Below are 12,968 nucleotides of genomic sequence, written 5' to 3' on the forward strand. Positions count from 1 at the left end.
ATTCATGACCAGTTTTTATATTATATTTTGATGTATCCCTCTTAAATTATTATTTATATTACTTTCTAACTGCAAAAATAAACGTTCTTGTACTTCATTTGTTGCCCAAGCGATGTGAGCTGTTATTAATAAATTCGGATGCTTAAATTTTATTAGCGGGTGATTTAGTGGAGGAGGTTCTTGGTTGAGTACATCTGTTCCAAAACCTGCAATCATATCGTTTTGCAGTGCAAGTATTATATCTAGATCGTTAATTAGTCCACCTCGCCCGGCATTTATAATAATACTTGTTTTTTTCATTAATTTTAATGTTTCTAAATTAATTAAATTTTTAGTATCTTTATTAAGTTGGCAATTTAGAGATAATACATCTGCACAAGATATTGCATCTTTAAAAGGAATGTATCCTGGACGGCAAAAATCTGAATTTTTCCGTTCACTGAAAAAAACGTTCATTCCAAATGCTTCTGCTTTTTTTGCTAATGATAGTCCAATGTTTCCTTTTCCTATAATAACAAGAGTTTTACCTTTAAGCTCCCTCATGGGTGCAGCTAGGTAAAAAGAATCTTTATGTCTTGACCATACACCATTTTTTACTGCCTCAATCTGATGGTGTAAATTTTTAATTAAAACAATCATTAAAGCAAATGAATGTTCTGCTACGGCATCATTTGCATGATCTCGTATATTGCATACTTTTACATTATGTTTATTAAGTAAGTCCAAATTTATATGGTCGTATCCTGTAGAACACAAAGCAACTAATATTAAATCCGGATTATTTTGTAGGACTTTTTCGGTAATATTTAAATCATGAACTATTATTACATGTTGATTTAAAACTTTTAATTCAAGTTCAGTCTGACTTAATCTTTCATGCTCAGTATATTTTACGGGAATAAGGAATTCGAATGCTCTGTTAATAAGAACGTTTCTTTCGGCACAGGTAATATTGTACATTTAATTTCGGATATAAATATTGAAGAACTATTATTTTACTTAAAAAAATAAAATTTTCATGATTATTTATTAATTTTAAGTGTTAACTTTTAATTAGTACTAAAAGTGGTAAAAAAAAATATATATTTCATATTTTTTATAGATGTTTGGGTTTTGTGTCCTGAGATAATCTAAGTGAATAAACACTAAGTTAAAAAAGGAGCTTATCATGAAACTGAGTGATTTTAAGGTGTTGACTTTTGACTGCTACGGAACCCTAATTGATTGGGAAACAGGCATTTATAATGGTCTAAAACCACTATTAGCTAAACGTAAAACAGAATTAAACAAAGATCAAGTTCTGGAGATTTATGCTCGTCATGAAGCTGATCAAGAACGTATGACACCAAGCATGGCATATTCACAACTTTTAGCAGTTGTGTATAAGCGTTTAGCTAATGAATGGAATATTACGGTTCCAGATTACGAAGCTAACATCTTTGGTGCATCTGTTCCTGACTGGCCTGAATTTCCGGATTCTGTTGAAGCACTAACTTATCTTAAAAAGCATTTCAAACTCGTTATTCTCTCTAATGTAGACCGTATTTCGTTCCGCGGAAGTAATGCACGATTAAAAGTCGAATTTGATGAAATTTATAGTGCTCAGGATGTGGGTGCCTACAAGCCAAGCAATAAAAACTTTGACTATATGCTTGCACATTTAGAGACGGATTTCGATCTTCAGCCATCAGACGTTTTACACACCGCACAAAGTTTATTCCATGATCATGCGGTTGCGAATGAATACGGCCTAGCTTCAGCTTGGATTGATCGTCGTCATTCTCAAGACGGATGGGGTGCAACTATGCCACCTCCAGGTATGCCAACTTATGATTTCCGTTTCAATAGCATGGCTGAACTAGCTGAAGCACATCGTGCTGAGTTAGCCGCAATTCAACAAGCTGAATTATCGAACGGTTAATAACCACAATTTGGTGGTCATGTATTGCATTTTTTTAAATGGTAAATGCATGACCATTCTATCCTACAAGGACTAGTTGTAATAATGAACGCACTTCTTGCTACTAAGCCATCTTCTGAAAGTAAGCAGCTATCACAATTACGCTTTGAGCTGGAGACACATACAACATGTGAAATTCGGTTTGATTCAGCGACTCGAGCGATATATGCGTCAGAAGCTTCTAATTATAGACAACCACCGATTGGTGTTGTTATTCCTAAAACTATTGAAGATATGGAGATGGTGGTAAGACTTTGTGGTCAGCTTGGGATAGCAATGGTGCCTAGAGGGGCTGGTACCTCAATGTGTGGTCAATCAGTGAATGCTGCAATCTGTATTGATCATTCAAAATACTTGAATAATATTGTAAGTGTTAATCCAGATGACTGGTCTGCTTGTGTTGAGCCAGGGGTGATTTGTGATCAATTAAAAAGTGCAGCAGCCAAATTTAACTTAACTTTTGGTCCTGACCCAGCAACACATTCACGTTGTACTATCGGGGGAATGGTTGGTAATAACTCTTGTGGTGCACATTCTGTTATGGCTGGGAAAACAGCTGAAAATATTCATCGTTTAGAGGTTATTACTGCTACAGGTGCAAGATTTTGGGTTGGTCCAACAGATGAAAAGATATATCAAAAGCATATAGCTGCTGGTGGCGAACAAGCTAGAATTGTTAAAGCATTGCGCGATTTAGCAAATGATTATGCGGAAGATATTCGAAATCATTTCCCGAAACTTAAACGTCGAGTCTCCGGGTTTAATTTAGATCAGTTGTTACCTGAAAATGGTTTTAATATCGCGAAGGCTCTAGTGGGGTCTGAAGGTACGTGTGCAACAATTTTACATGCAGAAACTGTACTAGTAGAAGGGAAAGCTCAACGCGCACTTTTGATATTGGGGTTTGATTCTATTTTCGATGCTGCTGATAGTGTACCTGAAATTTTACCTTTAAATCCTATTGCGATGGAAGGTGTTGATACGGGAATCATCGGTGGATTGAAAGATCGAGGGCTTAAACTAGATGATATTGCAGAGTTACCAGATGGTCATGCATGGTTATTTGTGGAATTTGGTGCCGATTCAATAGAAGAGGCTCTAGATCAAGCCAATCATGTACAAAAAGTTTCTAGACAGTTTGGTTCTGCACCCTCCTCTAGAGTAGTGGGTGATGCAAAGTTGATGGCACGTTTATGGGCAATCCGAGAAACAGGTGCCTCTGCTACATCTCTATCTGATACTGCGACACAGCCAGATCCAGTTGTGGGTTGGGAAGACGCGGCTGTGGAGCCAGAGCTATTAGGACAATATTTACGAGAATTTTCGGCTTTAGTCGAAAGCTATGGCTATAAAACAAATATGTATGGACATTTTGGGGATGGCTGTATTCATTCTCGAATTACATTCGATTTGAAATCAAAAACTGGGGTTGCAGATTGGCGAAAATTCCTCAAAGAAGCTAGCGAGTTAGTTGTTAAATATAAAGGTTCACTGTCAGGTGAACATGGTGATGGACAAGCTAAAGGTGAGTTTCTACCTTTGATGTTTTCTCCTCGCCTCATGGACGCTTTTAGAGAGTTTAAAAGAATTTGGGATCCAAATGGTTTAATGAATCCAGGTAAATTAATTGATGCCTTACCTGTGGATCAAAACTTACGTATGGGACCAGACTATAAGCGTATCCCAAGTAAAACAGTCTTTCAGTTTAATAATGGAGCTTCTTCGGAGCAGGCCTATGCACGTGAAACGGAACGTTGTATTGGGATGGGTAAATGTCGTTCTGTTGAAGGCGGAACTATGTGCCCAAGCTTTAAGGCCACACGAGAAGAGTTATATTCAACTCGAGGGCGAGCACGTTTATTTTTTGAATTACTCAATGGTAATGTGATTAATGAGGAAAATGATCTAAAAGCTGTAAAAGATTCCATGGATCTTTGCTTGTCTTGTAAAGGATGTAAGGTTGATTGTCCGACTCATGTTGATATTCCGAAGTATCGAAGTGAATTTTTATACAAGTATTACAGTAAATATAGACGTTCGGCTGTTGATATAGCTGTAGGGCGGATTGGACAGTGGTTACCATTAGCTAGCCAATCTCCTAAATTCTTCAATTTTGTGCTCTCTAATGGAATTGTACAGCGAATTGGTACTTTATTTGGTTTAGCTTCTCAAGCGAAATTTCCTAAAATTAATCATTCTTTTAGAGATAGCAAGCTAGCCAAGTCACTGCAAACAGATGCTGTTTCTGGAAATATTGAGAAAGAAGTTATTATATGGACTGATACGTTCAACAATAGCTTTAATCCACAAATTCTAAATGCCGCTGTAACGGTTGTTAAAGCAGCAGGCAAGTCACCACGTCTAACGAAACAACATGTTTGTTGTGGACGCCCTTTCTATGACGTTGGTTTATTAGATCAAGCCAAAAATAATCTGGAAGATATTCTTAATATTTTAAATGATCAAATCGAACAAAACATTCCTATTTTAGTTTTGGAACCTAGTTGTTTGTCTGTATTTCGTGATGAATTGCCAACAATGTTGCCAGATGATCCAAGAGCAAAAAAACTAGCAAATTTAACAATGACAATTGCAGATTTCGCAAAAGCATCGGATTTAAGCATACCTGAAGTAGAAGACATTCATGTACATGCTCACTGCCATCAACGTGCTTGTGGTGGAACAGCATCTGAATCTGCGCTTGGAACAAATGTCTTAGATACAGGATGTTGTGGAATGGCTGGTGCTTTTGGATATCACGCTAAAACAGCTGGAATCTCTGAGCATATAGGAAAAACAGAGTTTTTACCGAAACTTGAAAAAGTTTCTGAAAATTCAATTGTGGTTGCAGATGGTTTTAGTTGCCGTAATCAAATTCAAAAACTAAGCAATCGTAAACCAAAACACTTAGTTGAAGTTCTTGCAGACCATTATGAGTCTAAGAGCAAAAACGAAAAGAATGTATGACTTATATAAGTCATACATAGGTTAAAGCAAAGAGACGATTTCAAATTTAGGAGCTCTAACGTGGATATGAAAGTGGATAAAACTAAGGAATTGGCAGAAATTCGCAATAACAATGTACCTCGAGGTGTGGTAACTGCTCATCCGATTTTTTTGGATAGTGCATCAGGTACGAATGTTTGGGATACAGATGGGAAGCATTATCTTGATTTTGTAGGAGGTATTGGAGTACTCAATGTTGGTCATAATCACCCGAAGGTTGTTGAGGCTGTCGAAAAACAATTAAAACGTGTAAGTCATGCGGCATTTCAGGTTGCAGGCTATGATGTTTATGTAGATTTAGCAGCGCGTCTCAATAAGTTAGTAGGTGGTAATGAAGATTATAAAACTATCTTCTTAACTACAGGTGCTGAAGCAGTTGAAAATGCAATCAAAATTGCTCGCTCATATCGTAAAGTTCCAGGTGTAATTGCTTTTAGAGGCGGTTTTCATGGACGAACTTTACTGGGTACTACGTTAACGGGTATGAGTGCTCCTTATAAGCAAAATTTTGGACCATTTGCTGGTGATGTTTATCACACTCCATATCCAGATCCGTATTTGGGTTTCTCTGCAGAAGATGCAATTCAAGCGCTAAATGATTTATTTGCTACACAAATTGCACCAGAGAAAGTAGCAGCAATTATTATTGAGCCAGTGCAAGGTGATGGTGGCTTCCGTGAAGCTGGTCTGCAGTTTATGAAACTACTTCGCGAGCTTTGCAATAATCACGGTATTGTATTGATTTGTGATGAAATTCAAACAGGTTTCGGCCGTACAGGTCAAATGTTTGGATTCCAAGCTGCGGGCATTCAACCAGATTTAGTTACAGTGGCTAAAAGTTTAGCTGGTGGGTTGCCACTTTCAGGTGTTGTTGGGCGTTCTGAAATGATGGAATCTCCTGAACCAGGAGGTCTTGGTGGAACTTATGCAGGAAATGCTTTAGCTTGCGCAGCTGCATTGGCTGTTTTAGATATCTTCGAAGAAGAAAATCTTTTATCGAAAAGCAAACAATTGGGAAATACATTACGCGCTGGTCTTGAGGATATTGCTAAAGAGTATCCTCAAATTGGAACTATTCGCGGTATTGGACCAATGTTAGCAGCTGAATTTGTGAAAGATGGTAATCCGTTTAAGCCAGATGCTGCTTTCGCACAAACTGTTATTGACGAATGTCGAGAGCGTGGCTTGCTTGTAATTAAGTGCGGTATTCATCGAAATATTGTTCGTTTATTAGCACCACTAACTACAACAAATGAACAAGCTCAAAAAGCTATCGAAATCTTGCGGGCTTCTATTAAAAAAGCGAGCCATTCTTAATTTCTTCAAAGTAGTAGGGCATCTATTGATGCCCTCTTAATTCTTTGTTGTTGAACTTAGGAAAATGAATATGGAAAATGGTATGAATTCAATCAATGGTGAATTAGTTCGCTATTTTGGTGCTTTTATTGGAGGCACTACATGCGAGCTTGAAAAAAAATTTAATGTTCAAAATCCAGCGACTCAAACTGTATTTGCTACAGTGGCAAATTGTGGTGAAGCTGAGGCCCAATTAGCATTAGAAGCAACTGTAACAGCATTTGATTCTTGGAAGAAAACCACTGCAACTGCTAGATCTAAGTTATTGAAAGCATGGTATGCCGCAATTATTGAACATACTGAAGAAATTGCTCAAGCAATATCTTCAGAAATGGGTAAACCAATTAGTGAAGCACGTGGTGAAGTTGCTTATGCTGCTGCATATGTTGAGCTTTATGCAGAAGAAGCAACACGTATTTATGGTGAAACTTTCCCAAGTCAGTTTAGTAATAAGCGGCTTTTTGCTAATCGACAGCCAGTAGGTCCTGTTTACGCAGTTACGCCATGGAACTTCCCAGCTGCAATGATTACACGTAAAGTTGCACCTGCCTTGGCAGCAGGATGTACAGCAATTGTTAAGCCTGCTGAACAATCACCAATTACTGCTTTAATTTTGGCAGATTTATGGAAAAAAGTTGGCGGCCCTGCTGGAACTTTCCAGGTACTCACAACTGATGATCCTGCCAGTGTCTCAAAAGTAATGTTTGAATCACGTTTAATCCGTAAGTTAACGTTTACAGGAAGTACTGACGTTGGTCGTATGTTATACCAACAGTCAGCAAAGACAATTAAGAAGGTTTCATTAGAACTTGGAGGACATGCCCCTTTCATTATTTTCGAAGATGCAGATATTGATAAAGCAATTGATGAAGTAATGGCATGTAAGTTTCGCAATGCAGGACAAACTTGTGTATGTACAAATCGAATTTATGTGCATAGAGCAATTTCCGAAGAGTTTTCAAATCGCTTAAGCCAGAGAGTTAAAGCGTTAAAAGTCGGTAATCCTTCTCTGAACGACACGCAAATTGGTCCTTTAGTGGATAGTGCAGCGATCGAGAAAGTAGAAGATCATGTTAAAGATGCCGTAAGTAAAGGTGCTCGTGTGTTAACAGGTGGGCAACAGAGAGAAGGTCTTTATTATGATCCAACTGTTTTGATTGGTGTCAATGCAACAATGAAAATTGCATTTGAAGAAACTTTTGGTCCAGTTGCGCCAGTGATTGTTTTTGATACAGAAGATGAAGTCATTCACCTAGCAAATGACACACCATATGGACTTGCTGCATATCTTTATACAAACGATTTATCTCGAGCTTTCCGTATTTCTGAAACATTAGATTATGGAATTGTTGGTGTAAATGATGGTGCACCTTCGACACCTCAAGGACCATTCGGTGGTATTAAAGATAGTGGCTTGGGTCGTGAAGGCGGTAAATGGGGGTTAGAAGAGTTTCTTGATATACGCTTTGTATCAATGAATCTTCAATAAAAATAATAAAAAGGCAGTGTAACACTGCCTTTTTATTTACATGTCTCGAGATTAAACATGACTAGAAATATTGCCAACGTATGGGGACTTATCTCTGTTCTACTTTTCGGCTTAGTCGTTTCAGCTATTAGATTGGTAGCTGAGGCATTTGGTGCTGAAATTGGAGCAGCATTACTATATACAATGAGTGCAATTATATTAGTGCTTTGTATTCAACTGCCGAAAATTAACGATATCTCGAAAACTTATATTATTGTAGCAGGCGGGTTATTTGTTAGTTATGAAATTTGCTTTTCTCTTGCAATTGGGTTTTCTACTAACCATCGTCAGACTATGGAAATTGGAGCTATAAATTATCTATGGCCCTGCTTAACAGTTATTTTTGCGATTTTAATGAATAAGGAAAAGGCTAGCTGGTTTATTTTTCCTGCTACATTTTGTACATTTTTAGGAATTTTTTTTGTAGTCAGTGGCGATAGTATCTTTGATGTTAAAGGGCTTGCGGGAAATATTCTGTCAAATCCTAAGAGCTATATCCTAATGTTTACTGGTGCTGTTTTATGGGCTATGTATTGTAATGTGACAAAGAAATATGGAAATGGGCAAAATCTAATCGCAATTTTCTTTCTAATGACGGCCATAGTGTTATGGATTAATGTCATGTATACACATACATTTGCTCAAGTAAAAAGTGTAATGAATATTGAAAATTTCACGACGCTTTGTTTTTCTAGTGCGATCATGGCTGGGGGATATGCTTTATGGAATATCGGTATTCTTAGAGGTAATATTGTTTTATTGGCGACCTGCTCTAATTTCATCCCCATTTTATCAGCAATACTGTCACTTGCTTTACTAAGTGCTAGTTTAAATTACGGTTTCTGGATTGGGGTTATTCTAGTTACACTTGGATCTTTCATTGGTTTTTTTGCTGTTAAGAGGGCTTAAACCTTTTATTGCTAATTTATTTTATTAATAATTCCACTGCGACCTTTTTAGAAAGATGCAGTGGATATTTGTTTTAAAAAATTTTAGAACCTAAGGGTACAGCACCATCGATACTTAATAATTTGGTTGAACCATTTTCATTATTTGCGCCCATCACAAGCACTTCTGACATAAAGCCAGCAATTCGGCGTCCACCTAGATTAATTGCACATACAACAATTTTTCCGACTAAATCTTCAGGTGTATATTCATTAACATATTGACCACTAGAAGTTTTAACGCCAAGTTCTTCTCCAAAATTAATCCACATTTTGTATGCAGGTTTCTTGGCCTTTTCGTTTATTTCAACTTTTTCAATTTTTCCAGCTCGTATATCAACTTCTTGAAATGAATCAAAAGCACTCATATGGATCTCCTTGGTTTATCAGTCATGTGTAAGTAAATATCGCTTATTCAATAAGATGCATCAGAGTAATAGCGACTTGTAATTCAAATTTAATACTCTGATTATCTAGAGAAATATTTAAAATCGACTCAATACGTTCAATTCGATAGCGTAATGTACTTATATGGATACCTAATCTTCGACTTGTATTTGCTAAATGAAAACCTTCCTCTGCTAATATTTCTAAGGTTTCCAAAAGCATTTCCGATTTGGCTTGTTGTAAAGGCTCAATTCTATGTTTAATAAAAAGTTCTCTTGCATTAGGGTCACCAAGCAATGCTTGAGGAAACATAATTTCTTCAAAATGATGAATACGACCTGGCTTTAAAAGTGGAGCAAGGTAGCGAATATCTTTTCCGCCAAGAGCAATACCCTCAGCTCCACAATGTAAACGACTTACAGCCATTGCAGCTCCTTTACTACCTATATCTTTCCATAAAGGCTCTGGAAAATGTTTCTTGGGTAATAAAAAAATAATTTCATTTAAAGAGGCAAATAGTAAGGCTGGTTCATTTATCTGAGAAAAATAATTACGTAATCTTAGAACCAAACGCTCTATACGTATAAGTCCATCTCTAGAAAGTGGAAGAGGTTCATCAATTAAAATAAGACAGACTCGGTAGAAACTTGATGGATTCCAACCATTTATTGCAGCTCTGTTTCGCGCTGATGGTGTATCTTCAAATTGACCTTCAAGAAGAGACTCGACAAAAGCATATCCCAATCGTTCTTCATGTATAGCTAAAGCTCGTTGGTGAGAAATATGCAAGGCTGCAACTAAGGCCGCATGTTCTAAAGCACGTATATCGAGTTCTTTGAACTCATTTTTATCTTCATCTAGCCAGATAATGGCGGTCAAACCTCCACCAATGCGAACAGGGCATCCTAAACGACGAAAAGACTCATCTTGCTCTTCAAACTCGATAACAATGGGTGTAAGAGCATTTTGGATTTGTTTTAATCCGCCAGTCTGATGCAATTTAACTACAAAGTCTCTTTCAGCGAGAAAATCTTCTGAAGTCTCTGTCAATCCACCAAGAAGAGTACCTTCTTGGTCTACAAAGCAAGCACGACGTTTAAGAATTTTTGAAAGAGCTTTTGCTAAATCTGTAAGGCTGTGTGCAGTAAGTGCCGCATTTGTTAAAGCGATATGAATTTCCTCAGATCGCGCAATAATCATATTTTTATGTTTAATTATTGATGTGTGAAGTTCTTCGGTAACGGTACTAAAGGGAACTTCCCAAGGGAGTTCTAAAAGGGGAAGACCTAAGGTATTAGCTAATGTAATAGCAGATTGGGGAAATTCATGAATATATTTAGGAACAGCTAATACAATTCCTGCTAATCCATTTTTATGAAGTGATTCAATCATTTCTAGCGATTTAACTTCATCTTTAGGCCAATTATAGCCTGTCGATAAAAGTAAATATCCAGGTTTAACCCAATTTTCGACATTTGGGTGATCTATTGAATGTACCCATGTAAATTCATTGCTTAGATTTTTCTCACCTGCAACCACCTTTGCTTTACTTAAGATGGTAGATTGAATAGCTTCTAAAATTTTCATTAAGTGCTACTGAACTTATTGTAGTTGACTTGATTTAGTATGGCATCTGTAAAGTCTTTCATTGAAGTATACTCTGCATCAGGCGTAGCAGTAGCAGATAAAGTCGCACCTTTACCTGGTTTGCCATGGCGTCTATTGATCCAAACACTCGATAAGCCAAGTTTTTTAGCAGGAACGTGATCGTGAAATAAGCTTTCTGCTATATGTAGGATATTTTTATTGGGTACACCAATAGATCCTAATGCCAAAAGAAAATTATTTAAAGAGGGTTTGTAGCTTCTAGCTAGTTCGGCCGTAATAATATAATCAAACTCAATACCTAGTTTTCGATTTGAAATAGCGAAATGTTCATCGTCACAATTTGTTATTACAGCTAGTTTGAAATGTTCTTTTAGTCTTAACAATGCTGCCTGTGAATCTTTGAAAGCAGGCCAATCACTAATTGAATTAGCAAATTCAGTAAGATCTTCCTCTCGAGGAGTAAAACCTAAAGCTAAGCCTATTTGTTCTAATGTTTTAGATAAAACCTCACGATATGGAAGATAATCTCCAGAACTTACATCAGCTTCATGGTATGCATATAACTGTAGTGCTTCGCTTTCAGTTTTATTTATACCATAAATATGAAATACCTGCTGTAAAGCAGTACTTAACCCTGATTCCCAATCAATAAGGGTACCATACATGTCAAAGGTGAGCACTTTGGTTTCAAGTGTGGTGCCTTGCAAAGTGTATTTCATATTTTCTTAAGTCTCGTACATAAAGCGTCAGTGTTTAGACGGAAGTGGTTAAGAATTCTACTCTTTACAAGTATACTATAAGAAAACAATCAGCTTACTCCTATGTAAAGTGGTAAAATATATGTTTGAAAACGTACCTTTCATATGATGTTTTTTTTTGGATTTAGCTATTTTATTGAGGATGTTAACGATGTAATTAAAGATTGCAAGTTGATATTTTAAAATTTAAATAGTGAGGAAATTAAATTGGCAGAGGGATCGGCAAAAGATAAAATTTTAAATGCTGCAACATTTTTATTTTATAAATATGGAATATCAAATACTGGAATAAATAGCATTACTGAACATGCTAAAGTTGCAAAAATGTCGTTATATAATAACTATAATGACAAATCTGAATTAATAGCAGATTATATTAATTTAATTATAAGCGATTGGTTAAAGAGATATGAGGATAAAAATAGAAAATCATTTACTCCAATTGAAAAAATATTAGCAATATTCGATACTTATATAGAAAGTAATGAATTTTTTTGTGGTGAATTATACAGAGGTTGTGGATTGATTAATGCATCTGTAGAGTTTGATTTAAATAGCAAGGAGATAATGTATATAAAAAAGCATAAGGATAATATTGAGGGAATATTAGAAAAAAACATAAAGTGTATAATTAATGACCCAATTAAATCTAAAAAAATAACACGCGTTATTTCATATCTTCTTGAAGGATCACTAATTAAATCTGGATTGGAATCGGATTTTGAAAAAATTAAAGAAGCAAGGTATTTAGTGGTAAGCATTTTGGTAGGGGATATTTAATAGACTCTTTCATAAATCAAAAAATGATCTATCTTTTGCTGATTATTTGTAATCAATAATCTGCGGATGAAATACTTCGACTCAAAGAGGCTTTTGGTTGAGCATACTATTGAGTTTTGGGATCAAATCAAATGGGAATATTACACGATTAATGAAAGCTCGGTTGTATGAAGACCAATTGAGAGTATGGTAAATTTTAAGTGTAGGCTTATTCATTCGAGAATTATATTGTGGAATAATCCTTTAGAGAAAGGTTTGTGCAACAATGCCTTAAATGTAACTCATACACTAAATTTAACATAATCTCTATTATACGAATAACAACTGTTAGAACCCATTTAAAGTGTCTATATTCTCACCAATAAAAATGTCTGGTCTATGATGCACATCAACATCATGGACTGGATAAAACTTGAGATGCTGATCACTATGTCTGACAAGGAAATACAACGTCTTGCAGTCCTGCAAGATGTTCGAGATCAACGTATTACACAAGTCCGTGCTGCTGAAATTCTGAATCTTTCAACCCGTCAAATTACCCGGTTATTGCAGAAGCTAAAGCAAGACGGTGTTTTAGGCCTGACACATGCCAGTCGTGGCCAACCTGGTCATCATCGTCATGATGAAGCCGTAAAGTC

11 protein-coding genes are annotated in these 12,968 nt (G+C 36.3%); 7 read left to right on the plus strand and 4 right to left on the minus strand.

The features are described 5' to 3' along the window. Positions 1-15: 15 nt before the first annotated feature. On the minus strand, positions 16-960 hold the full coding sequence (locus LVY74_RS14600; protein ID WP_237815668.1) for an NAD(P)-dependent oxidoreductase: 945 nt from the start codon (positions 958-960) through the stop codon (positions 16-18). A gap of 208 nt (positions 961-1,168) precedes the next feature. On the opposite strand from LVY74_RS14600, the gene LVY74_RS14605 reads away from it, so the two are divergent. From LVY74_RS14605 to yddG, 5 genes are all read left to right on the plus strand, one after another. Next, on the plus strand, positions 1,169-1,921 hold the full coding sequence (locus LVY74_RS14605; protein ID WP_237815669.1) for a haloacid dehalogenase type II: 753 nt from the start codon (positions 1,169-1,171) through the stop codon (positions 1,919-1,921). Between the two features lie 84 nt (positions 1,922-2,005). Beyond that, positions 2,006-4,927 (plus strand): FAD-binding and (Fe-S)-binding domain-containing protein, encoded by a 2,922-nt coding sequence (locus tag LVY74_RS14610; protein WP_237815670.1) that lies wholly within the window; start codon positions 2,006-2,008, stop codon positions 4,925-4,927. A 66-nt stretch (positions 4,928-4,993) separates the two neighbouring features. Further along, positions 4,994-6,283, plus strand: coding sequence for a 4-aminobutyrate--2-oxoglutarate transaminase (gene gabT / locus LVY74_RS14615; RefSeq protein ID WP_237815677.1), 1,290 nt, complete (start codon positions 4,994-4,996; stop codon positions 6,281-6,283). Positions 6,284-6,353: 70 nt separating this feature from the next. Continuing rightward, positions 6,354-7,811 carry an NAD-dependent succinate-semialdehyde dehydrogenase gene (locus LVY74_RS14620; RefSeq protein ID WP_237815671.1) on the plus strand — a complete coding sequence of 486 codons (1,458 nt, stop codon included), beginning with the start codon at positions 6,354-6,356 and terminating at the stop codon, positions 7,809-7,811. A gap of 57 nt (positions 7,812-7,868) precedes the next feature. Beyond that, on the plus strand, positions 7,869-8,759 hold the full coding sequence (yddG, locus tag LVY74_RS14625) for an aromatic amino acid DMT transporter YddG (protein ID WP_237815672.1): 891 nt from the start codon (positions 7,869-7,871) through the stop codon (positions 8,757-8,759). Positions 8,760-8,832: 73 nt separating this feature from the next. Here yddG and LVY74_RS14630 read toward each other — a convergent pair whose 3' ends face one another. From LVY74_RS14630 to LVY74_RS14640, 3 genes are read right to left on the minus strand one after another with little or no spacing between them, the layout of a single operon-like run. Further along, the gene (locus LVY74_RS14630) at positions 8,833-9,165 is read right to left on the minus strand and encodes a tRNA-binding protein (protein ID WP_237815673.1); all 333 of its coding nucleotides are present in this window, start codon (positions 9,163-9,165) and stop codon (positions 8,833-8,835) included. 43 nt (positions 9,166-9,208) lie between these two features. Next, positions 9,209-10,771 (minus strand): PucR family transcriptional regulator, encoded by a 1,563-nt coding sequence (locus LVY74_RS14635; RefSeq protein ID WP_237815674.1) that lies wholly within the window; start codon positions 10,769-10,771, stop codon positions 9,209-9,211. After that, positions 10,771-11,499, minus strand: a complete 729-nt coding sequence (locus LVY74_RS14640; protein ID WP_237815675.1) for a haloacid dehalogenase type II — start codon at positions 11,497-11,499, stop codon at positions 10,771-10,773. Before LVY74_RS14640 ends, LVY74_RS14635 begins: the two co-directional genes overlap by 1 nt. 258 nt (positions 11,500-11,757) lie before the next feature. On the opposite strand from LVY74_RS14640, the gene LVY74_RS14645 reads away from it, so the two are divergent. Both LVY74_RS14645 and LVY74_RS14650 read left to right on the plus strand, forming a co-directional pair. Beyond that, entirely contained in the window at positions 11,758-12,330 is a 573-nt protein-coding gene (locus LVY74_RS14645) for a TetR/AcrR family transcriptional regulator (protein ID WP_237815676.1), read from the plus strand. Positions 12,331-12,747: 417 nt separating this feature from the next. After that, on the plus strand, positions 12,748-12,968 hold a 221-nt coding region (locus tag LVY74_RS14650; protein ID WP_237815678.1), incomplete at its 3' end, for a helix-turn-helix domain-containing protein.

This window comes from Acinetobacter sp. ME22 (genome assembly GCF_022012315.1).
Taxonomy (GTDB): Bacteria; Pseudomonadota; Gammaproteobacteria; order Pseudomonadales; family Moraxellaceae; genus Acinetobacter; species Acinetobacter brisouii_A.